15 protein-coding genes are annotated in these 23,682 nt (G+C 68.8%); 12 read left to right on the plus strand and 3 right to left on the minus strand.

The features are described from left to right. Positions 1 to 29 precede the first annotated feature (29 nt). The 8 genes from QE374_RS12845 (at position 30) to QE374_RS12880 (ending at position 10,011) form a co-directional block, all read left to right on the plus strand. Positions 30 to 1,676 (plus strand): ABC transporter substrate-binding protein, encoded by a 1,647-nt coding sequence (locus QE374_RS12845; protein ID WP_309735452.1) that lies wholly within the window; start codon positions 30 to 32, stop codon positions 1,674 to 1,676. Next, complete coding sequence (locus QE374_RS12850) at positions 1,673 to 2,749, plus strand: ABC transporter permease (protein WP_309735454.1); 1,077 nt, start codon at positions 1,673 to 1,675, stop codon at positions 2,747 to 2,749. Before QE374_RS12845 ends, QE374_RS12850 begins: the two co-directional genes overlap by 4 nt. Before the next feature lies 1 nt (position 2,750). After that, positions 2,751 to 3,656 (plus strand): ABC transporter permease, encoded by a 906-nt coding sequence (locus QE374_RS12855; RefSeq protein WP_309735456.1) that lies wholly within the window; start codon positions 2,751 to 2,753, stop codon positions 3,654 to 3,656. 1 nt (position 3,657) lies between these two features. After that, a complete protein-coding gene (locus tag QE374_RS12860) occupies positions 3,658 to 4,701 on the plus strand; it encodes an ABC transporter ATP-binding protein (RefSeq protein WP_309735458.1) in 1,044 nt (347 codons plus the stop codon). Beyond that, positions 4,698 to 5,759, plus strand: a complete 1,062-nt coding sequence (locus tag QE374_RS12865) for an oligopeptide/dipeptide ABC transporter ATP-binding protein (RefSeq protein ID WP_309735460.1) — start codon at positions 4,698 to 4,700, stop codon at positions 5,757 to 5,759. The genes QE374_RS12860 and QE374_RS12865 overlap by 4 nt, the downstream gene beginning before the upstream one ends. Next, positions 5,756 to 6,820: a LacI family DNA-binding transcriptional regulator gene (locus QE374_RS12870; RefSeq protein ID WP_309735462.1), complete on the plus strand. Its 1,065-nt coding sequence runs from the start codon at positions 5,756 to 5,758 to the stop codon at positions 6,818 to 6,820. Before QE374_RS12865 ends, QE374_RS12870 begins: the two co-directional genes overlap by 4 nt. Beyond that, positions 6,817 to 8,451, plus strand: coding sequence for an FAD-dependent oxidoreductase (locus QE374_RS12875; protein ID WP_309735464.1), 1,635 nt, complete (start codon positions 6,817 to 6,819; stop codon positions 8,449 to 8,451). Before QE374_RS12870 ends, QE374_RS12875 begins: the two co-directional genes overlap by 4 nt. Positions 8,452 to 8,523: 72 nt before the next feature. After that, on the plus strand, positions 8,524 to 10,011 hold the full coding sequence (locus QE374_RS12880; protein WP_309735466.1) for a glycoside hydrolase family 5 protein: 1,488 nt from the start codon (positions 8,524 to 8,526) through the stop codon (positions 10,009 to 10,011). Between the two features lie 60 nt (positions 10,012 to 10,071). Here QE374_RS12880 and QE374_RS12885 read toward each other — a convergent pair whose 3' ends face one another. From QE374_RS12885 to QE374_RS12895, 3 genes are all read right to left on the minus strand, one after another. After that, entirely contained in the window at positions 10,072 to 10,542 is a 471-nt protein-coding gene (locus tag QE374_RS12885) for a MarR family winged helix-turn-helix transcriptional regulator (protein WP_309735467.1), read from the minus strand. 10 nt (positions 10,543 to 10,552) lie between these two features. Further along, the gene (locus QE374_RS12890; protein ID WP_309735469.1) at positions 10,553 to 12,244 is read right to left on the minus strand and encodes an MDR family MFS transporter; all 1,692 of its coding nucleotides are present in this window, start codon (positions 12,242 to 12,244) and stop codon (positions 10,553 to 10,555) included. Between the two features lie 164 nt (positions 12,245 to 12,408). After that, entirely contained in the window at positions 12,409 to 13,062 is a 654-nt protein-coding gene (locus QE374_RS12895; RefSeq protein ID WP_309735471.1) for a YqaJ viral recombinase family protein, read from the minus strand. 171 nt (positions 13,063 to 13,233) lie between these two features. On the opposite strand from QE374_RS12895, the gene QE374_RS12900 reads away from it, so the two are divergent. From QE374_RS12900 to QE374_RS12915, 4 genes are all read left to right on the plus strand, one after another. Further along, the gene (locus QE374_RS12900) at positions 13,234 to 17,379 is read left to right on the plus strand and encodes a 5'-nucleotidase C-terminal domain-containing protein (protein ID WP_309735473.1); all 4,146 of its coding nucleotides are present in this window, start codon (positions 13,234 to 13,236) and stop codon (positions 17,377 to 17,379) included. Between the two features lie 304 nt (positions 17,380 to 17,683). Then, entirely contained in the window at positions 17,684 to 18,172 is a 489-nt protein-coding gene (gene rplJ, locus QE374_RS12905) for a 50S ribosomal protein L10 (RefSeq protein ID WP_137417805.1), read from the plus strand. 51 nt (positions 18,173 to 18,223) lie between these two features. Continuing rightward, the gene (gene rplL / locus QE374_RS12910) at positions 18,224 to 18,607 is read left to right on the plus strand and encodes a 50S ribosomal protein L7/L12 (RefSeq protein WP_137417804.1); all 384 of its coding nucleotides are present in this window, start codon (positions 18,224 to 18,226) and stop codon (positions 18,605 to 18,607) included. A 182-nt stretch (positions 18,608 to 18,789) separates the two neighbouring features. Beyond that, the gene (locus QE374_RS12915) at positions 18,790 to 23,673 is read left to right on the plus strand and encodes an ExeM/NucH family extracellular endonuclease (RefSeq protein WP_309735475.1); all 4,884 of its coding nucleotides are present in this window, start codon (positions 18,790 to 18,792) and stop codon (positions 23,671 to 23,673) included. Positions 23,674 to 23,682: the final 9 nt, after the last annotated feature.

Genomic DNA, 23,682 nt, shown 5'->3' on the forward strand with positions numbered 1-23,682 from the left:
CCGAGAACATCCAGTCGAAGGAGACAGGAATGCGCACCACCCGACGAGTCCTCGCCGCCGTCCTCGCGGCATCCGCCCTCGTCGCCGTCGCCGGCTGCACGGCCGGCACGACGTCAGCCGGCGGAACCAGAGCCGACACGATCATCTTCGGCAAGTCCGACGGCGGCACCACCTACGTCCGCAACTACAACGTCCTCGGGCCCGCCACTGAGAAGGCTCCGAACGCCGAGCTCATCTACGAGCCGCTCGCGCGCATCGACTATGCCAACGGCGCCGTCGTCGAACCGTGGCTCGCCGAGTCGCTCGACTTCGACGAGTCCGGCACCACGCTCACGATCGACATCCGCGACGACGTCACCTTCTCCGACGGCGAGGCGCTGACGGCCGATGACGTGGCCTACTCCCTTTCGCTTCCGCTCGAGCGTCCGGAGCTCAACCTCGCCGGCGTCACATACGCCGGTGTCGAGAAGGTCGACGACGACACCGTGCAGGTCTCCTTCGACGAACCGTCGTTCGCCGCTCTGAACCAGTTCGCATCCAGCTCGCTGCCGATGGTGCCCGAGCACATCTGGAAAGACCAGGATCTGACCACCTGGACCAACCCCGACCCGGTGGGCACGGGTCCCTTCACCCTCGACGCCTTCGCCGCGCAGCAGGTCACCCTCAAGGCGCGCGAGGACTACTGGGGTGGCGCGCTGCCCATGGCCTACATGAAGATCCTCGCGACCAGCGGCGAGACGGTGAAGGCGCAACTGCTGCGCGGCGACGTCGACTGGGCCCCCGTGGGCTGGCCCAATGCAGAGCAGGAGTTCGTCGCGCAGAACCCCGAGACGAACCTCTACCAGCTCTACGCCACCGGCGGTGCCTACTCGATGATGTACAACACCGCCCAGGCGCCGTTCGACGACGTCAACGTGCGGCGCGCGTTCGCGATGTCGATCCCCCGGTCGGACATCACCGCCACTTTGAATCGCCCGGGCACCGAGGCCGGTCCCACGGGCCTCGTCGACCAGATCTACTCGGACTGGATCGCTCCGGAGTACCAGGGGATGGTGCAGGAGGTCGACGCCGACGCTGCGGTCGCCGCCCTCGCGGCGAGCGGCTACGAGGTGGTCGACGGGGCGCTGGTCAAGGACGGCAAGACCTTCACGCCGCGACTCTCGTTCAACCAGGACTTCGGCTGGAACGCGTACGCCGACATCATGATCAACAGCTGGAAGAAGGTTCTCGGTGTCACCGTCGCCCCCGCGGGCGCACCGGGTGCGACCCTGTACGACCAGCAGAAGACCGGCGACTTCGATCTGACCATCGCGACGACCGGTGGAGCGGGCGTGTACGGCGTGTACAGCTTCCTCGACAGCCGTTACGTAGAGCCGCTCGGTACGGCCGCGGCCACCAACATCGGCCGCTGGAACGACTCCGAGACCGATGAGGTCCTGGCCCAGATGACCCGGGCCGCCGACGAGGCCACCATGAAGGACCTCGGGATGCAGATGCAGCGCATCGTGGTCGACGAGGTGCCCTTCTCACCGCTGTACAACTCGTACTGGTTCGTCGACGTGAACGCGTCGCACTGGAAGGGTTGGCCGACGCCGGAGGACTTCGACGCCGTGCCCTTCCCGAGCCTCGGGCCCGACACCATCCGCACCCTCCTCTCGCTCACGCCCGCATCATGAGCCTGGCACCGGGCGCCGTCACCTCCGCCACGGTCAGCGTGGCGCAGGTGACGGCCAAGAAGAGGCCCCGGCGCGGCCGGAGCATGTTCCTGCTGCGCAGGCTCGGCTTCTATCTGGCCGCGGCGTGGGCGGCGATCACGCTCAACTTCGTGATCCCCCGCCTGATGCCCGGCGACCCGTCTGCGGCCATCATCGACCAGCTGGAGCGGGTGAGCGGGCAGGCGCTGCCCCCGGCGACGCTGCAGTCCATCCAGGGCCTGTTCGGCAACCCGCAGGAGAACCTCTTCGAGCAGTACGGCGCATATCTCGTGCAGCTGTCGCGGTTCGACCTCGGCGTCTCGATCGTGAACTTCCCCGTGCCGGTCGCGGATCTCGTGGCCGCGGGCCTGCCGTGGACCCTGCTGCTGGTGGGGACGACGACGATCGCTGCATTCCTGTTGGGCACGGCCCTCGGGGTGGCGGCCGGGTGGCGGGCGGGATCGCGGTTCGACTCGATCGTCACCCCGCTCACCACCTTCCTCTCCTCGGTGCCCTACTTCTGGATCGCGCTGCTCGCGGTCTGGTACTTCGGGTTCATCCTCGGGTGGTTCCCGCTCGCCGGCGGGTACGACCCCAACCTCCCGGTGGGCTTCAACCTGCCCTTCATCCTGAGCGCGCTCCAGTACGGGGCGCTGCCCGCGGCGACGATCGTGTTCTCCGCCTTCGGTGGCTGGATGCTCGGCATGCGCAACATGACGGTGACCACCGTCGGCGAGGACTACGTGCTGCTGGCCCAGGCGAAGGGGCTGTCGTCGGCGCGCGTGCGCTGGCGGTACGCCGCCCGCAACGCCATGCTGCCCCAGTTCACGGGCTTCGCGATGGCGCTCGGCGGAGTCGTCGGCGGCGCGCTGCTGACGGAGATCGTCTTCAGCTACCCCGGCATCGGCTACCTGCTCTTCTCGGCGCTCCAGAAACGCGACTACCCCGTCATGCAGGGCGTCTTCCTCCTCGTGACGCTCACCGTGCTGCTGGCGAACCTCATCGCGGACTCCGTCTACGCCTGGCTCGACCCGCGCGTGCGAGAGGAGAAGTGACATGAAGTACCGCCTCTTCGCCAACGGCAAAGTGACCTTCGGTATCGTCGTGCTGGCCTTCTTCGTCCTGCTGGCGCTGTTCGGACAGCTGCTGCTGGACATCTTCGGACTGGATGCGCGCGCGAACGACATCTCCGCCATCTCGCAGCCGCCGAGCCCGCAGCACCTTCTGGGAACGACGCAGTTCGGCCAGGACGTGCTCGCCCAGGTCGTTGAGGGCGCTCGCGGTTCGATGTTCGTCGGCTTCCTGTCGGCGGCGATCGGCACTCTGCTCGCCATCCTCGTGGGCGTGCCCTCCGGTTACTTCCGCGGCGTCACCGGTCAGGCACTCAACTTCGTCACCAACCTCTTCCTCGTGATGCCGGTCCTGCCGTTGATCTTCGTGGTCGCGGGATATCTGCAGGGCACCGGCCTCGTCATGATCGCTGTCATCATCGGCGTCTTCGGCTGGGCCGGCGGTGCGAGGACACTCCGTGCGCAGGCGATGAGCGTGAGCAGCCGCGACTTCGTCCAGGCGATGCGGATGATGGGCGAGTCCCACACGCGCCTGATCTTCACCGAGGTGCTCCCGCACCTGTACGGGTGGATCGCCTCGATGTTCCTCGGCGGTCTGATCGGCGGCGTGATGGCCGAGGCGGGCCTGGCCTTCCTCGGGGTCTCGGACTCCTCCGCTGTGAGCTGGGGGACGATGATCCAAGCCGCCCAGCAGCAGAGCGCCGTGCTGCGAGGACTCTGGTGGTGGCTCGTGCCTCCGGGCCTTTGCATCGCGCTGGTCGGCACGGCCGCCGCACTCATCAACTTCGGCGTGGACGAGCTCGCCAACCCCAAGCTGCGTTCGGCATCCCGCCTCGTCGCCAAGCGCACCGCGCGCGTGCGTCGCGCCGCGGTCGCCGTGGAAGGAGCCTGAGATGACCATCGCCGCCGAGAGCCGTGCGGAGGCCGCATCCGTGTCCGAACACGACGACGACGTCCTGCTGGAGGTCGAGCAGCTCAGCGTGGAGTACGCGTCCCTCGGCGCCCCCACCCGTGCCTGCGCCGACGTGACGTTCTCCCTGCGCCGCGGGGAGATCCTCGGGGTCGTCGGGGAGTCCGGATCGGGCAAGTCGACGTTGATCACGGCGCTCACGCGCCTCCAGCGTCCGCCGGCCGTGACGACCGCCGGCCGCATCATGTACCACCCGCGTGAGGGCGGCGAGGCCATCGACCTCGTGACCCTCGCGCCCAAGAGACTGCGGGAGCTGCGCTGGACGCGCCTGTCGATCGTGCTGCAGAGCGCGATGGATGCGTTGAATCCCGTCATGAGGCTGGGTGCGCAGTTCGTGGATGTGCTGCGCACCCACGACCGTTCGCTCTCGAAGGCGGCGGCCTGGGATCAGGCGCGCCACCTGCTGTCGCTCGTCGGCATCTCCGCCGACCGCGTGCGCAGCTATCCGCACGAGCTCTCCGGCGGGATGCGGCAGCGTGCCACCATCGCCCTGGCGCTCGCGTGCCGTCCCGAGCTCATCGTCATGGACGAGCCCACGACGGCCGTGGATGTCGTGATGCAGCGGCAGATCCTGGCGCAGGTGCTGCGCCTGCGCCGGGAGTTCGGCTTCGCGGTCGTGTTCGTCACCCACGACCTGTCACTGCTGCTCGAGCTCGCCGATCGCATCGCCGTGATGTACGCGGGCCGGGTGGTGGAGCTGGCCGCCGCGTCCGAGATCTACCGTTCGCCGTTGCACCCCTACACGAAGGGGTTGCGCGACTCGTTCCCGCCGCTGCATGCGACGGCCACGCGGCTCGAGGGGATCCCCGGAACGCCGCCGGACCTGCGGGCGCTGCCCGCCGGGTGCTCGTTCGCCCCGCGGTGTCCGCGCGCGTTCGAGAAGTGCGCGCGCGAACTGCCGCTGCCGCGCACCCGTGGCGGGCGCGAGGTCGCCTGTCACCTGCACGATGAGGAGGTCCCCGCATGAGCGAGGCGGTTCTGGAGGCCATCGATGTCTCCAAGCACTTCACGGTGACCGGCGCCGTGGGTCGCTCCGCGACCGTGCGCGCCGTGGAGGGGGCGAGTATCCGCCTCGTCCCGGGGCGCGTCACCGCGGTGGTGGGGGAGAGCGGCAGCGGCAAGACCACGCTTGCTCGGATGCTGGCCCGCTTCTACGAGCCGACCTCGGGCGAGATCCTGCTCGACGGGCGGCCGGTGGCGACCGGACGAAACGTGGACAAGGCCTACCGCAAGGCCGTGCAGCTGATCTTCCAGGACCCGTTCGGCTCGCTCAACCCGCTTCACCGAGTGCGGCACAACCTCGACCGGGCGCTTCGGCTGCACCAGAGCGCGACCACGCGTGCCGAGCGCGAGCAGCAGATGATCGCCCTGCTCGAACGGGTCAGTCTCAGCCCCGCCCGCGATTTCCTGGACAAGTTCCCGCACGAGCTCTCCGGCGGTCAGCGCCAGCGTGTGGTGATCGCGCGGGCGCTCGCCGTGAAACCGCGCGTGCTGCTGGGCGACGAACCGATCTCGATGCTCGACGTGTCGATCCGGCTCGAGATGCTCAACCTGCTGAACCGCCTGTGCCGCGAGGACGGCCTCGCGATGCTCTACATCACGCACGACATCGCGAGCGCCCGCTACCTGTGCGACGACATCGTCGTCATGTACGCCGGGCAGATGGTCGAGGCGGGGCCCAAGGACGAGGTCATCTCCCGCCCCCAGCATCCGTACACGAAGATGCTCGTCGAGTCCTCTCCCGATCCGCACCGTGCCACGACCCTCGACCGTGACGAGCTGTTCGGGACGGCCGACGACCTCGGCGAGCCGCCCAGCCTGATCGAGCCGCCGGAGGGGTGCCGGTTCCATCCGCGGTGCCCGTTCGCGATGGAGCGCTGTCGCACCGAGGCGCCCCCGCGCACAGTGCAGCCGGACGGACACTGGGCCGACTGCTGGCTGCATCAGGTCGGCCGCGCCGACCTGATCGACGACACTTCGATGACCGCCCCCACCCCCGAGACGCCGACGGAGGCATCCGCATGACCGATCAGTCCTCGCTCCCCCCTCGTGGGCGCGTCGCGCGCCAGGCCGATGTCGCGCGACTCGCGGGGGTCTCGCAGTCCGCCGTGTCCCGGGTCATCAGCGGCGACGCGTCGTCGTCCCGGATCCCCGAGGAGACGCGGCGTCGGGTGCAGGATGCGATCGCGCAGTTGGGATACGTCCCCAACCCGGTGGCGCGGAACCTCCGCGGCAAGCGCACCCAGCTGCTGGGCGTCCACACGTTCGAGCCGTTGTTCCCGCACGCGCGCGAGTCCTTCTACTTCGAGTTCCTGCTCGGCATCGAGGAGCGGGCGGAGGAGAGCGGACACGACCTCGTCCTCTTCAGCTCCACGGGCGACGGCTCGGGCACCCGTCGCATCTATCGCGCCGAGACCAACCGCCTCACGATCGCCGACGGCAGCATCCTGCTCGGCATGACCCCCGACCGTGCGGAACTCGCCAGGCTCTGGCAGGACGGATATCCCTTCGTCCACATCGGCCGCCGCGATGTTCCGGGCGCGCCGTTCCCCTGCATCGTCCCCGATTACTGGAGCGCCGCCGCCGAGATCGTCGAGCGGTTGCACGCGCTCGGCCACCGCAGCATCGCGTACGTGAGGGACTCCATCGGCGGCGAGCCCTACGACGATCGCCGCGCCGGTTACCGGGAGGCCGTGGAGCACCTGAAGCTCCGCGACGACTCGCCCGGATACACCGACGAGGTCGCGGGGCTTCCCGACACCGTGGTCGACGCCCTCGCGACCGGCCGAGCGACCGCCGCGGTCGTGGAATCCGAGCGGATCGCCGATACGCTGCGAGCCCGGCTCGCGCAGCGCGGGGTCTCCATCCCGGTCGACGTGTCGGTCGCGGTGCTGGAGGACACCGCGGCGACGGGCGCGGGGTGGAGCGATCTGCGCATCCCGCGGAAGGAGATCGGCCGCATCGCCGTCGACCGGCTCATCGCCATGGTCGAGGATCCCACCGCGCCCCGGGAGAGCGTCTTGGTGCGGTGCGAGCTCGTCGCGGGCGCCACGGTCGCCGAGGCGCGAACGGAGCGTGGCGTATGAGCGGCCCGGACGCGGACCTGCTCGTCGTCGGCGGCGGATGCGGCGGTGTCGCGGCGGCGCTGACGGCGCTGCGGCTGGGGCTGCGGGTGCTGCTCACCGAGGAGACGGACTGGCTCGGCGGCCAGCTCACCGCCCAGGCCGTGCCGCCGGACGAGAACGCCTGGATCGAGGGATCGCACGCCTCGCCCGGCTACACCGACTTCCGGCAGCGCGTGCGCGCGTACTACCGCCGCAACTACCCGCTGACCCCGAAGGCCGCCGCGGACCCGCTGCTGGATCCGGGGCTGGGGATCGTCAGTCGCCTCTGTCACGAGCCTCGTGTCGCCGCCGCGGTGATCGAGGAGATGATCGCGCCGTGGTTGGCCTCGGGTCGGCTGCGCGTGCTGTTCGAGCATCGACCGGTCGCCGTGGAGGTGGTGGCCGACCGCATCCGCTCGGTCACGGTGCGCGCCGCCGACCGCACGGAGAAGGAGCTGCGGGCGCCGATCGTCGTCGACGCCACGGAGCTGGGGGACCTGCTCGAGCTCGGCGGCGTCGAGCACGTCGTGGGAGCGGAGGGCCGTGACGACACGGGCGAGCTGCATGCGCCGGAGACCGCCGACCCGATGGACCAGCAGGCCATCTCGTGGTGCTTCGCGCTCGAGCACCGACCCGGGGAGGACCACACGGGTGACAAGCCCGCACGGTACGACCACTGGCGCACGCACGTGGATCCGTTCTGGCCGGGGCCGCAGTTGTCGTGGGTCGATGTCGAGCCCATCGGCTTGCGCGTGCGCACCCGGCCGATCTTCCAGCTGCGGCCGACGCCCGACGTGCCGTTCGACCTCTGGCGCTTTCGGCGGGTGGTCGCGGCGGAGAACTTCCGTGACGGCACCATCGACTCCGACGTCTCACTCGTGAACTGGCCCCAGATCGACTACTGGGAGGCGCCGCTGCTGGGCGTCGACGAGCAACAGCGCGAACGCGCGCTCGCCGCCAGCCGGGAGCTCTCCGCCTCGTTCCTGTACTGGATGCAGACCGAGGCGCCCCGCGAGGACGGCGGGCACGGCTATCCGGGGCTGCGTCTTCGCGGCGACGTGACGGGCACCTCCGACGGCTACGCGAAGGCGCCGTACATCCGAGAGGCGCGACGGGCGCTCACTGAGTTCCGAGTGCTGGAGCAGCATGTCGGCGTCGAAGCGCGAGGGGCGGGGGCCGGCAGCGAGCTCTTCGCCGACAGCGTCGGCCTCGGTCACTACCGGATCGACCTGCATCCCAGCACGGCCGGTCGCACCTATGTCGACATCGAGTCGTACCCGTTCCAGATCCCGCTGGGGGCCCTCTTGCCGGTGCGCGTCGACAATCTGCTGCCGGCGGGCAAGAACATCGGGACCACCCATATCACGAACGGGTGCTACCGGCTGCATCCCGTCGAGTGGGCCATCGGCGAGGCCGTCGGGGCGCTCGCGGCATTCAGCCTGCAGCGGGCCACGCCGCCGCGCGCCGTCCGCGCCGATCCGCGGCTGCGGGAGGACTATCAGAGCCTTCTCTCCGGCACGCTCGGGATCAGTCTGCGCTGGCCCGAGGAGGTGCGCACGCATCACTGGAAGCCGGAGTCCGCTTCGCGGGATGCGGCGGTGCCCACCGGCTGAAGGGTCTTCCCGGCTCCGGCCGGAAGCGTCGTAGGCAACGAGGCCCGCGACGAACAGGAAAGGGAACACACCATGCACCGATCCTCCTCACGCGCCCCTCGGCGCTGGGCGTTCGGATTCGCCGCGGCGCTCGCCGCCGCGGTGCTGTCCGTACCGCTCGCCGCGCACGCGGTCGCGGAGCCCGAAGCCGCAGCGGCGGATGCGGCGGCGACGCTGCCCGCACTGCAGGTCGAAGGAAACCGCATCGTCGACGCGAACGGCCAGGATGTCGCTCTCCGCGGCGTCTCCGTTCTCGCGCCGGAGCAGAACGACCTGTGTGAGTACTGCAACGCGCGCCCCACATCCGAGCTCATCGATGTGGCGGTGGACTGGAACTCACGGGTCGTCCGGCTCCCGGTCACCGAGATCGGCGCGACGACGGATCTCGCCGCCTACGACGCCCAGTACATCGCCCCCTACGTGGCTCAGGCGGTGGAGCGCGGTGTCTACCTCATCATCGACCTGCACCTCGTGCGCAACTACGGGGATGCAGCCGGCGCCGTGCCGCGTTCCACGGTCGAGCGGTTCTGGGACTACATCGCGCCCCTCTACGGCTCGAATCCCAACGTGGTGTTCGAGGTGTTCAACGAGCCGATCTCTCCGGCGAGCTGGACGACCTGGAAGGACTACATCCAGCCGGTCGTGGACGGCATCCGCGACGTCGCACCGAACACCCTCTTGCTCATGGGCTCTCCGCAGTGGAGCACGATGCTCAACGGTGCGCTGACCGACCCCATCGTCGGTGGCAACATCGCCTACGTCTACCACCTCTACCCCAACCAGGGGTCACCGACGACAGCCCTGCTGGACCAGAAGTTCGGCACCGCTGCCCAGACGCTGCCCGTCGTGGTCAGCGAGTTCGGCTGGAACCCGCCGGGTGAGTTCTCGGACTCCATCACCGCGGGCACCACGACGAACTGGGGCGTGCCGTTTCGCTCATACATGGACGCGCGTCCCTGGATCGGATGGCAGGCCTGGATCCTCGACAACTTCTGGAAGCCGCAGATGTTCGACTACGACTGGAACATCCTCGCGGGCGAGCATCAGGGGCAGTTCGTGAAGGACTGGCTGGCAGGCGCCCCCAACACGTCCCCGTGCGCGGATCATGATGCGATCGGTGCGAGCGTGCAGGTCTCCTCGCAGTACAGTGCGTCCACGCCGGGCACGAAGCTGGTCGACGGCGACTGCTCGGACGCGGGCCGCTGGCTCTCCGCGGTGGGGGACACGGCACCCACGGCCACACTCACCTTCGCCCAGCCGCTCGATGTGGCTTCGGTGGGGCTGTACAGCGGATACGGCAGCAGCGTCGGCACGGTGCTGGTGGACTTCTCGGTCGAGGTCCACACGAGCGCCGGATGGCAGACGGCGGCCACGGTCACCGGCAACACGCAGGGTGCGCGGGAGATCGCCGTCGGCGTCGCCGGCGTCGACCAGCTGAGGCTCGTGGTGACCAACCCCTCCGCATCGACGACGGAAGCGAAGATCGCCCGCGTGCACGAGATCGCCGTGCACGCCGGCTGACCTCACCCACGAAGCAGGAGCCCCCGCACCGGATGCCGGTGCGGGGGCTCCTGCTGATCGTCAGGAGACCGTGTCGGGGTTGATGCCGGCCATCAGCGCTTGGAGCAGGCGGCGCAGGTTGTCGATGTCCGAGACGTCCCAGCTCTCGAGCGCGCGTACCAGCACGCCCTCCTGCGGTGCGCGCGCGGCGGCGAGCCGCTCGAGCCCGTACTCGGTGGGGGAGAGCAGGCTCGAGCGTCCGTCGGCAGGGTCCGGGGAGCGCGTGATGAGACCGAGGGCCTCGAGTTCGCGCACGGTCCGACTCAGCTGGCCCTTGTCCAGCAGCAGGTGATCCGCCAGCGTCGCCTGCGTCACGGTCTCGTGGCGCGCGATGGTCGTGAACACCTTGTACGCCCCGGGAAGGAGTCCCGGGCTGACACGATGCGCGTTCTCGCTGATGACGCGTCGGAACTGTCCGATGAGGTCGCTGAACTGGGCCTCGAGTGCACGCACGGCCTCGGTGCGCTCCTCGTCGCTCGACTTCTCGGACATCGTCATCACTCTACTTGCGCTCGTCGCCCGCATCCGGCGTACCCGACTGCGTCGTGACGGCGCCGGTCGCGGTCAACGTGGCCATGGCCTCGGGCACCGAGACCGTCGCCAGATCGGCCTCGGAGGCATGCGCCCGCTCGGTCGTGGTCATCCGCGTCAGCGGGGTGTTCGGGAGGAAGACGATCGCCAGCACGCTGAGAACGGCGACGGGCACCGCGATGAGGAATGCGTGTGAGATGCCGTTCGCGTACACATCCTCGAAGATGACGCGCAGCGGCTCCGGCATCGCCGCGACCTGCGGCAGAGTGCCCGAGCTCAGTTGCGTGGCCCACTCCGCGCCCGCCTTGCCCAGCCCGGCCAGCGCCGTGCGGACCTCGTCCGCCCGATCGGCGAGCAGGTCCGTCACCCGGGCCGCGAGGGCTGCGCCCATCACGGAGACACCGATCGTGCCGCCGAGGCTGCGGAAGAACGTGACGCCCGAGCTCGCGGCGCCGATCTCGCTCGGGTGCGACGTGTTCTGCACGACGAGCACGAGGTTCTGCATGGTCATGCCGACGCCGGCGCCCAACAGGAACATGTACACGGACACGAGGGCGAACGGGGTGTCGTAGTGGATCGTCGACAGCAGCGCGGAGCCTGCCGTCAGCAGCACACCGCCCGCGATGAGGTAGGGCTTCCAGTGGCCGAACCGGGTGATCAGCGCTCCGACGCCCATGGAGGCGACGAGCAGTCCCGCGATCATCGGGATGGTCATCACGCCGGCCTCGGTCGGCGTGGCCCCGCGAGCCGACTGCATGTACTGGCTCAGGTACACGGAGGCGCCGAACATGGCGATGCCGGTGGCGATCGAGGCGATCACGGCCAGGGTGAAGGTGCGGTTGCGGAAGAGCGTCAGCGGGATGAGGGGTTCGCGCACCCGCAACTCGACGACGATGAACAGCACGGTCGCGAGGATCGCGCCGCCGACCATGAACAGCGTGTTCAGGCTCCACCAGTCGAACGACTTTCCGGCAAGGGTCACCCAGATGAGCAGAAGCGAGACGGCGGTGGCCAGCAGAACGATGCCCGTGTAGTCGATCGAGACCTTGCGCGGCGTGCGCCGGGGCAGGTGGAGGGTGCGCTGCACGATGAGCAGGGCGGCGACGGCGAAGGGAAGCGCGACGAAGAAGTTCCAACGCCAGCCCCAGGCGTCCGTGATGACGCCGCCGAGCAGCGGGCCGCCGACGGTCGCGACCGCCATCACGGCGCCGAACAGGCCCATGTAGCGCCCGCGCTCACGCGGGCTGATGATGTCCGACATGATGACCTGGCTGAGCGCGGCCAGACCGCCCGCGCCGATGCCCTGCACCGCGCGGAATGCGATGAGCATCTCGGGGCTCTGCGAGAACCCGGCGGCCGCCGTGGCGAGCACGAAGATCGCGATGGCCAGCTGGTAGAGCACCTTGCGGTTGGTGAGATCCGCGAGCTTGCCCCAGATGGGGGTGGTGATCGCGGTGGTCAGCAGGGTCGCGGTGACGACCCAGGTGAACGAACTCTGGTCCCCCGAGAGGTCGTGGATGATCACGGGGAGCGAGGTCGAGACGACGGTCGAGGCGAGCATCGAGACGAACATGCCCAGCAGCAGGCCGGACAGGGCTTCGAGGACGTGACGGCGCGAGGTCTTGCTCGACGCGTCCGTCGGTCGGGAGATGGTGGTGGTCACAGCGGCATCCTTCAGTGGGGCGCGGCGTCATCGGCGCAGTAAGTTGATGTATGTCAACGATTGAGTTGGGTCAACTATATGGTCAATCGTTGAGACGCGTCAACTATTCCCGATCGTGCGGATGCGGGGCGGGTGAGGTGTGCCGGAGGCGCGCGACGGCGGGGTCAGTCGCTGAAGACGAGCGCGCGGTACTCGCGACGCGGCGGAGCCTCGGGAATCGGCGCGGGCACGCGACCGCGGGTGGTGCGCAGGTGCAACTCGTCGATCAGGGCGGTCGCAAGGCGAACGAGCTTGTTGATCTCGACCTCGTCGCGCTCGACCCATGCGCATCGCGGCTCGTCGTCGACGGGGACGAAGCCATCGTGCTGCTCCCAGGCGACGAGCGTGCGTTCTGCGCCGAGCACGTGCTGCTGCCACCACACCTGTCGGAGGTAACCGCGCGGGATCGACCGCCACGACTTGTTGGTCGTCTTGATCTCCGCCAGCGTCACCCGGCCCTCGGCATCGACCGCGATGCCGTCGGGGGTGGCGAGGTGCCGCTTCTCGACGACCGCGTGGAACAAGGCCGACGAGGGCTGGATGCCGTGTGTCGCCGCGACCCAGGCAGCGATCTCGGGCTCTCGGCGCCGACCGTGATCGGTGTAGGCGTTCCCGGAGAACCTCGAGCCGCCCAGTTTCTGGTCGGCAGCCTTCGCGATCGCCCGCTCGCTCGTGAGCGAGGCCACATCCGTCGCCGTGATTCCACGCGAGCGCGCCCGGATCCACGCGACCCGATCGCGGGAGTCCGCCACGATGCGGGCGGCGAGTTCGGGGGTCACCTCTCGAGGGTACGCCCGGTCGCCGACCCCCTCGAGAGCGACATGCGCGCGGCGGCGCACGGCGGCTGACTTTTGGAATGGCTGGGAAACGGTTAAGAAATATCTGAACCCTAGGGTCGGCTCGTTGCAGCTTTCTTGCGCTCCTCGCGCCCGTGTCGACCCAGGGGGACCATGTCCGACTCCACTCTCCGACCGCATCGTCGTGGCCGGATCCTCACCGCAGCCCTCATCGTCGGAGCCGTTGTCGCGGCCTCGGCGGTCGCGACCGTTCCCGCCGTCGCTGCGGACCCGACGGTCGGTGCTCGCACGGCGGGCGACCCGCTCTTCCCTCACGTCGGCAACGGCGGTTACGACGTCACCCACTACGACCTGGACCTGACGTATCGCGCGAACGACGACGTGAGCGCGGTCGCCACGATCGCCGCCACCGCCCCGGCGCCGCTGTCGGGCTTCTCGCTCGACTTCGAGGGCATGAGCGTGGACAGCGTGACGGTCAACGGCGTGCCCGCTCAGTTCTCTCGCGAGCAGGATGTGGACGCCACGCTCTTCAAGCTCGACATCACCCCCGCGACGGCGGTCAGTGGTCCGTTCACGGTCGCGGTGGCCTACTCGGGTGCGCCCGTCCGGCACATCGACGCGGACGGTTCGTCGGAGGGGTGGGTCAAGACATCGGACGGCGTGACGGCGCTGGGGCAGCCGATCGGCGCCATGACCTGGTTCCCGCAGAACAACGCGCCGGCGGACAAGGCCACCTACGACATCAGCGTGACCGCACCCACCCTCGTGGGCGGCAACCCGCTGAGCGTCGCGAGCAACGGCGAGCTGATCGGCAAGACCGTCGACGCACAGGCGGGGACCACCACCTGGGACTGGCAGCAGCGCAACCCCATGGCGACCGAGCTCTCCGTCCTCTCGATCGGGCGCTTCAACGTCCTGGAGAGCGACATCACCCTCGCGAGCGGCCGGACGTTGCACGAGTGGAGCTTCGTCGATCCGACCATCAGCGTGAACGTCCAGAACACGATCAACACGCGTCGCGGTGAGATCACGCAGATCATCGACTGGCTCGAGACGAAGCTCGGCCCCTATCCGGGCAACAGTGTCGGCCTCATCGTCGACCGTGTCGGCGTCGGGTACGCCCTGGAGACCCAGGACCGGCCGTTCTTCGACGGCAGTGTCTCCGCCAACACGCTCATCCACGAGCTCGTCCACCAGTGGCTGGGCAACGAGGTCGCCCCGGCCGACTGGTCTCACATCTGGCTCAACGAGGGCGCGGCGGAGTTCTTCACCACCTACTACCGCTACGGCGTCGGTCTCAGCCAGACCACCCCGGAGAACGACTCGTTCGGCAGCTGGAGCTCCGCGTCGGCCTCCCGGTGGCTGACGCCCACCGTCGGTTTCACCGACCCGGCCGAACTGTACGACTGGCAGGTCTACAACCGCGGAAAGTACACCCTCGGCGCGCTCATGACCGCCATCGGCCGCGACGCCTTCGATGCGACCTACGCCGCCTGGACGAAGGCGCACGCCGGCGGTTCCGCCGACACCGACGACTTCGTCGCGCTCGCCGAGCAGGTCTCGGGCCGCGACCTGGGTGCGTTCTTCCAGGACTGGCTGTTCGACACGGACAAGCCCGCGTGGCCCGCGATGTGGACCGCCGCCGTCACCACCGATGTGCCCACGGGTGAGACCGTCCTCCCGGGCGACACAGCGACTCTGACGCTCACGGTCGAGAACACCGGCCGAGTGGACCTGGCCGGCGCGACCGTCGTTGTCGACGCGACGCAGCTGTTGACCCAGGCGTCGTTGCCGATCCTCCCGAAGGATGTCGCACGTCAGGACTCGACGCTGACATGGTCGATCCCCACGACGGCGCCCGGCGCAACCGCATCCGTCGAGATCGCGGTCGACGTGGCCGCGGATGCCCCCGGCGGCGCGATCACGGTCCCGATCACCGCTCCGCAGCTCGGCTCGACCCTGACCGCGGCCGAAGCCGTCTTCCAGATCGCCGGACCCGTCGCGCTGAACCTGCTCAACATCAACGACTTCCACGGACGCATCGACCAGAACACGGTGAAGTTCGCCGGGACGATCGAGCAGTTGCGCGCGGAGTACGGCGAGGACAACACCCTGTTCCTCTCCGACGGCGACAACATCGGTGCCTCCGTGTTCGCCTCGTCGTACTTCAAGGACGAGCCGACCCTGGAGGTCTTGAACGCACTCGGCCTGAAGGCGTCCGCAGTCGGCAACCATGAGTTCGACAAGGGGATCGCCGATCTCACCGGCCGTGTCGCCGAGAGCGCCGACTTCACCTACCTCGGCGCGAACGTCTACGACGCGAAGACGGGAGAGGTGCTTCTCCCGGAGTACGCGACGTTCACCGTCGACGGGCTGACGGTCGCCGTCATCGGCGCCGTCACGGAGGAGACGCCGAGCCTGGTGTCGCCCGACGGCATCACGGGAGTCTCCTTCGGCGACCCGGTCGCGGCCGTCAACCGTGTGGCCGCCCAGCTGACTGACGGCGACCCGGCCAATGGCGAGGCGGACGTCATCATCGCGGAATACCACGAGGGTGCATCGGCGGGCACGCCCGACAAGTCGACCCTCGAGCAGGAGGTCGACCACGGCGGGGCGTTCGCCTCGATCGTCGAGGACACCTCCGCGGCGGTCGACGCCATCTTCACCGGCCACACCCACAAGCTCTACGCGTGGGAGGCGCCGATCCCGGGCACGGATCGCACCCGTCCCGTCGTTCAGACCGGAAACTACGGTGAGAACATCGGCCAGGTCGTGCTGCAGCTCGACCCGGTGACCGCAACGGTGGAGTCGTACACGGTCAACAACGTCGCCCGCACGACCGCGGCGGATGCTGACCTGGTCGCCGCCTATCCCCGCGTCGCCGAGGTGAAGCGGATCGTGGACGCCACGCTGGCGGATGCGGCTGCCGTCGGCAACCAGCCGGTGGGATCGGTGACCGCCGACATCACGACCGCCTTCAGCGGCGGCGCGTACGTCGACGGCGTGTATCGCGGGGGACTGCGAGACGACCGCGCAGCCCAGTCGACGCTGGGCAACCTCGTCGCGGACTCGATCCGCGACGCGCTGGCCGACCCGGCCCGCGGCGGAGCCGAGATCGGTGTGGTCAACCCGGGCGGGTTGCGAGCCGACCTGAGCTACGCGCCCGATGGCGTCATCACGTACGCCGAGGCGAACGCCGTTCTGCCCTTCGTCAACAACCTCTGGACGACCACTCTCACGGGAGCCCAGTTCACGAAGGTGCTCGAGGAGCAGTGGCAGCTCGATGACAAGGGTCAGGTCCCGTCACGGCCGTACTTGCAGCTCGGACTCTCCGAGAACGTGTTCTACACCTACGACGCCGCGGCGGCGCAGGGCTCGCACATCACGGGCGTCTGGATCGACGGACAGCCGATCGACCCGAACCGCGAGTACCGCGTGGGCTCGTTCAACTTCCTCTTGACCGGCGGCGACAACTTCCGCACCTTCAGGGAGGGGGCTCAGACGCGCGACTCGGGTCTCGTCGACCGCGACGCCTGGATCGACTACCTGGCGGCGCATCCCGCACTGACGCCGGACTTCTCCTCCCGCAGCGCACAGGTGTCCGGTGTCCCGGCATCCGTCGTCGCGGGCGAGGCCGTCACCTTCCAGGTGTCGCGGTTCGACCTCACATCGCTCGGCAGCCCCGCCAACGCGGTGCTGGAGCCGGCGATCGGTCAGGCTGCCTACACGCCCGTGGCCGTCACGAACGGTGTGGCGAACGTGTCGTTGACGACGCCCAGCGATGTCGCCGGCCCGGCGGTCATCTCCCTCGCGGCTCCGGCCTCGGGCACCGTCATCCGCGTTCCGATCGACGTGCGCCCGGCCGTGCCGGGAACGGGCGGAGGAGCGGTCGAGACGCCCGCGCCCGAGTCGGCGCTCACGCCCGCCACGCAGAACGCGGTCCAGATCCAGGGCGGGACGACGCTCCAGCCCGGACAGACGATCACGATCCACGTCGGTGAGGAGTACGCCGGTGACTGGGTGAGCGTCTGGTTGCGCTCCGACCCGCTGCTGCTGGGCTGGTACCGCGTGGACGAGCTCGGCAACATCACGCTCACCCTGCCCGCGGGCGTCTCGGGGGCGCATCGACTGGTCGTGCAGGACGCCCAGGGCAACGTGATCGGGTGGCAGCAGGTGCAGATCGGCGCGCTGCCCAGCACAGGCCAGGACGGCGGATCGATTCTGGGGCTGTCGCTCGTGGCCCTGCTGCTGGTGGGTGCGGGAGTCTCGGCGCGCACCATCCGCCGCAGGCGAGCCTGATCGAGCGTCGGCACTGACGTACGACCCCCGCCTCCGGGCGGGGGTCGTACGCTGCGCGGACGGATTTGGGGCCGCGGGCGACGTGGCGTAGCATGGGGACAAGCCAAAGACCGCTGGTCATCGCCGCGCGTGCAAACGCGACGCGATCGAAGCTCTGCAACGCAGGGGCCCGCGCAGGTGACACTGAACTTCCTCCTTCGGGAATCGAGCTCCGTGCGCTTGCGCCGGAGCTTTTGTCATGTGCGGGTGGTCGAGGCCGACGCTCCGCCACCGCGGGGTGTCACGTTCACATCAAGGAGTGACCATGGCGCAGAAGGATGCATCGGTCGCCGAGCTCACGAAGAACTTCGAGGACTCGACTGCCGTTCTGCTGACCGAGTACCGCGGTCTGACGGTTGCCCAGCTCAAGCAGCTGCGCAACAGCATCCGTCAGGACGCGAGCTACGCCGTGGTGAAGAACACGCTGACCAAGATCGCCGCGAACAACGCGGGGATCACGGCGCTGGACGAGGACCTCAAGGGTCCCTCGGCCGTGGCGTTCGTGCACGGTGACTTCGTCGCCACCGCCAAGGCTCTGCGTGACTTCGCCAAGGCCAACCCGCTTCTCGTGATCAAGGGCGGCATCTTCGAGGGCAACGCCCTGAGTGCCGACGAGGTCAACAAGTACGCCTCCCTGGAGAGCCGTGAGGTTCTGCTGGCGAAGGCCGCGGGCATGATGAAGGCGACGATGGGCAAGGCTGCGGCCACCATCGACGCGCTTCGCGAAAAGCTGGAGACCGCCGAGGCCGCGTAAGCGTCCGGCGAGCTCTTTCCCACACACCCCCACCTATCTAGGAGATACATCATGGCGAAGCTCACCACTGAGGAGCTGCTCGAGCAGTTTGCCGGCCTGACCCTCGTCGAGCTCAGCGAGTTCGTGAAGGCGTTCGAGGAGAAGTTCGACGTCACCGCTGCCGCCCCCGTCGCCGTTGCCGGCGCTGCGGGTGCTGCCGGTGGCGCGGAAGAGGTCGAGGAGAAGGACTCCTTCGACGTCATCCTCGAGGCTGCTGGCGACAAGAAGATCCAGGTCATCAAGACGGTCCGCGAGCTCACCTCGCTGGGCCTCGGCGAGGCCAAGGCTCTCGTGGACGGCGCCCCCAAGCCCGTTCTCGAAGGTGCCAACAAGGAGACCGCCGACAAGGCGAAGGCCGCTCTCGAAGAGGCCGGCGCGACGGTCACCCTCAAGTAAGGTCCTCACCTTCTTCACGAAGGCCCCGGATGCGGTTCGCCGCGTCCGGGGCCTTCGTGCGTCCGCGCGCGTAGCACGCGCGGATGAGAGCAATCTCATCGAACCGTCATCTTCTCGTAAGCCGCGGAAGGGCTCTCTCTTCGTAGTCTCCTGGTGTCCCCCAGCAGAACCTCAGGAGATCCATGTCCCCCTCCCAGCCGAGGCGCCCCCTCGCGGCGCTCGCCTTCGGGATCGGAACCGCGGTCGTCGCAGGCATGTTCGTGCCCGCCGTCGCCGTCGCCGCCGAACCCGCCGACGTCATCATCAACGAGGTGTACCTCAAGGGCGGAAGCGCCAACGCTCCGTTCAACAAGAAGTTCGTCGAGCTGTACAACGCCGGCGAGAGCGCGCAGAGCCTTGACGGCTGGTCGCTCCAGTACCGTTCCGCCGATGGAACAGGCGGGCCGTCGGTCACCGAGCCGCTGAGCGGCGTCATCGAGCCGGACGATTACTACCTGATCGCGTGGAACGGCAACGGCGCCGTGGGTGCCGCGCTCCCCGTCACCCCGGACCTGTCGTTCGACAAGGGCTTCAACGCCTCCGGCACGACGGGCACGATCTACCTCGCAGACACCACGCAGGCGCTGACGCTTCCCACCGGATCCGTCGTCGAGCAGGAGCACGTCGTCGATCTCCTCGGCTACGGAGCATCCAAGACGTTCGAGACGAGCGTGGTCCCGGTGACCGGCGCGAACAACGTCCCGAACTCCCTCGCCCGTGCGAACTTCGCCGATACGGACGACAACGCGGCCGACTTCAGCCACCCCGCGCAGATCACGCCGCAGGCATCCGCGACCTCGGGCACCGATCCCGATCCGGGTACCGACCCCGATCCCGGCACGGACCCGGATCCCGGCACCGACCCCGGCACTCCTGCGATCAGGACGATCGCCGAGATCCAGGGCACCGGCGACGCGACGCCGCTGCTCGGCCAGACGGTCACCACACGCGGCATCGTCACCGGCGCCTACGCGGAGGGCGGCTTCAACGGCTTCACCATCCAGACGCCCGGCACGGGCGGCGCGGTGGACGCTTCGCACGCCGCGTCCGACGCCGTCTTCGTCTACGCAGGAAGCGGGCAGGCGGGAGCAGCCCTCGCCGCGAAGGCCCCGATGGGCGCCTACGTCGAGGTGACCGGCGTGGCCGGTGAGTACTCGAGCGTCGCGAACGACTCCCAGACCCTCACCCAGCTCAACGTCTCGGCCGGCTCGGTCACCACGATCGACGAGCAGGTCGCGGCGGTGACGCCGGTGCCCCTCGCCTGGCCGATCGCGCCCGCGGACCGCGAGAAGTTCGAGAGCATGCTCGTCGCCCCCCAGGGCCGCTTCACGGTGAGCAACACGTACACGACGAACCAGTACGCCGAGATCGGGCTCGCCTCCGGCGAGAAGCCGCTGATCACGCCGACCGACGTCGCGCGCGTGGGCACCCAGGAGTACACGGATGCCGTCGCCGACAACGCCGCGCGCGGTGTCGTGCTCGACGACGGTGCGTCGATCAACTTCCTCGGCGGTTCGACCAACAAGGCGATCCCGCTGCCGTATCTCACCGACGTCGACGTCACGGTGGGCGCAGAGGTCTCGTTCGCCCAGCCGGTGATCCTGGACTATCGCAACGGCGCCTGGAAGGTGCAGCCGACCACCCAGCTCAAGGCCGGCGACCCTCTGCCCGTCACCATCGGGTCGGCGCGCGCCGCATCCGCACCCGATGTCGTCGGCGGCGACATCTCGATCGCCAGCTTCAACGTCCTGAACTACTTCACGACGACCGCCGCGGAGGTCGGTTGCACCTCGGTCTACACCGACCGTGACGGCACCCCCATCACGGCGAACCAGTGCCCCGACAACGGTCCGCGCGGCGCCGCGACCGACGTGAGTCTGAAGCGTCAGCAGGACAAGATCGTCGACGCGATCAACGCGCTCGGCACCGAGGTCGTCTCGCTCGAGGAGATCGAGAACTCGGCGGCGTTCGGCAAGAACCGCGACACCGCGCTGTCGACCCTCGTCGACGCACTGAACGCAGATCTCGGCGCGGACGAGTGGGCCTACGTGCCCTCGCCCAGCCAGGTGCCCGCCGGTGAGGACGTCATCCGCACCGCGTTCATCTACAAGGCGGATGCGGTATCGCCGGTCGGCGACTCCGTCATCGATCTCGATGCCGCCTTCGTCAACGCGCGACGCCCGCTCGCTCAGGCGTTCGCGCCCAAGGGCGAGACGGATGCCGCCTTCCTGGCGATCGTGAACCACTTCAAGTCGAAGGGGGACAACCGCGACAACCCGGCCACGGGCGACAACGCCAACGGACCGCAGGGCGCCTACAACGGCGACCGCGTGCGCCAGGCGCAGGCGCTCGTGGACTTCGCCGACGAGCGGAAGGCTGCCGCCGGGACCGACCGCGTGTTCCTGCTCGGAGACTTCAACTCGTACACGCAGGAAGATCCCATGCAGGTCTTCTACGCGGCCGGGTACACCGACCTCGGATCGCGCACGGGCAAGCACACGTACTCCTTCGACGGCGCAAGCGGGTCGCTCGACCACGTGCTCGCCTCGCCCGCCGCGGCCAAGACGGTCACCGGCGTCGATGTCTGGAACATCAACGCGGGGGAGTCGATCGCGCTCGAGTACAGCCGCTACAACTACAACGCGACGAACTTCTACGAGGTCTCGCCCTACCGCTCCAGCGACCACGACCCGGTCGTGGTGGGCGTCGCGTGGCAGCCGACAGTGCCGATCAACCTGCTGAACATCAACGACTTCCACGGTCGTATCGATGCCAATACGGTCAAGTTCGCCGGCACGGTGGAGCAGCTGCGCGCCGAGTACGGCGACGAGAACACGCTGTTCCTCTCGAGCGGCGACAACATCGGCGCCTCGCTGTTCGCCTCGTCCTTCGAGGACGACCAGCCCACGATCGACGTGCTGAACGCCCTCGGGCTGAAGGCGGCGGCGGTCGGCAACCACGAGTTCGACAAGGGCTTCGCGGATCTGAAGGATCGGGTGCAGCCCGCCGCCGACTTCACCTACCTGGGCGCGAACGTGTACATGAAGGGAACGACGACGCCGGCTCTTCCCGAGTACGCGACCTTCGAGGTCGACGGGCTCACGGTCGCTGTCATCGGAGCGGTGACCGAGGAGACGCCGACGCTGGTGACGCCCGCAGGCATCGCTGACATCGAGTTCGGAGACCCGGTGGATGCGGTCAACCGCGTCGCCGCCAAGCTCGAGGCCGAAGGCGACGTCGATGTGATCGTGGCCGAGTACCACGAGGGTGCGGCTGCGGGTGATGCCGAGAAGGCGAACCTCGCCGACGAGATCGCGGACGGCAAGGCGTTCGCCGACATCGTGCAGAACACCTCCGTATCCGTCGACGCGATCTTCACGGGTCACACGCACAAGAAGTACGCGTGGGATGCCCCGATCCCCGGCGAGTCCGGCGCAACGCGACCTGTCGTCCAGACAGGTAGCTACGGCGAGAACATCGGCCACGTCGTGCTCAACGTCGACCCGCAGACGGGAGACGTCCTCTCGTACGAGAAGGAGAACGTCGCTCGCACGACGACGGACGACGCTGCGCTCGTCGCAGCGTACCCGCGCGTCGCCGAGGTCAAGGAGATCGTGGACGGCGCGCTCGCTCGGGCGAAGGTCGTCGGCGACCAGCCGATCGGATCCGTCTCGGCGGACATCACGACGGCCTTCGAGGGCGGGTCCTTCGTCGGTGGCGTCTATGCCGGCGGCACGCGGGACAACCGCGCGGCGCAGTCCACGCTCGGCAACCTCGTCGCCGACTCGCTCGTCGCGACGCTGTCCGATCCGCTTCGTGGTGGCGCCGAGATCGGTGTCGTGAACCCCGGTGGCCTTCGTGCCGAGCTGCTGCGCGGCGACGACGGCGTGATCACCTTCGCCGAGGCGAACGCGGTGCTGCCCTTCGTGAACAACCTCTGGACGACGACCCTCACGGGTGAGCAGTTCACGCAGGTGCTCGAGGAGCAGTGGCAGACGAACGCGGACGGGTCCATCCCGTCTCGTCCGTACCTGGCTCTCGGCCTGTCGAAGAACGTGACCTACACGTACGACGCGGACGCGGCTCAGGGATCCCACATCACGGGGGTCTGGATCGACGGCGAGCCGATCGATCCGAAGGGCTCGTACCGCATCGGCTCGTTCAACTTCCTCCTGCAGGGCGGCGACAACTTCCGCACCTTCGCGGAGGGGACCGACACGCGCGATTCGGGCCTCATCGACCGGGATGCCTGGATCTCGTACCTGACGGCGAACAGCCCGGTCTCGCCGAGCTTCGCCACGCGCAGTGCCGAGGTGACGGGCCTCCCGGCATCCGTCGCGCCCGGTGCGCAGGTCTCGTTCCAGGTGGGCGGGCTGAACCTCACCTCGCTCGGGAGCCCGGAGACGACCTCTCTGCTGGTGAGCATCGAGGGCAGCACGGCCGTCATCGATCCGGTCACCGTGACGGGCGGAGCGGCAACGGTCGCCTTCACGGTGCCCGCTGACGCTCCGGCGGACAGCACGATCGTCCTCCAGGCGCCGCAGACGGGCACGGAACTCCGCCTGCCGCTGAAGGTGAGCTCCGCCACCCCGCCGACCACGACGCCGCAGCCCGTGGACCCGAGCCAGCTCGTGCCCGCCCTGCAGGATCTCATCAAGGTCATCACGGGCGAGCTGCGCGCCGGAGCCACGATCACGATCCACGTCGGCACGCAGTACGCGGGCGACTGGGTGACGGTGTGGCTGCACTCGACGCCGCGTCAGCTCGGCGGCTGGCATCAGGTGGATGCAGCGGGCAATGTCACGGTCACCCTGCCCGCCGATCTCACGGGCGATCACCGGCTCGTGGTGCTCGATGCGAACGGTCAGGTCATCGGCTGGCAGGCGGTCTCCATCGCCCCCAGATCGGGGTCGCTGGCCGCCACCGGCGCGCAGACGCAGTGGATCGCGGGCGCACTGCTCGCCGCATCCCTGCTGCTCGCGCTCGGTATCGTCGGGCGGGCCGTGCCGGTGCGTCGACGCAGCTGATCGACGACG

Source organism: Microbacterium sp. SORGH_AS_0428 (genome assembly GCF_031453615.1).
Classification (GTDB): Bacteria; Actinomycetota; Actinomycetes; order Actinomycetales; family Microbacteriaceae; genus Microbacterium.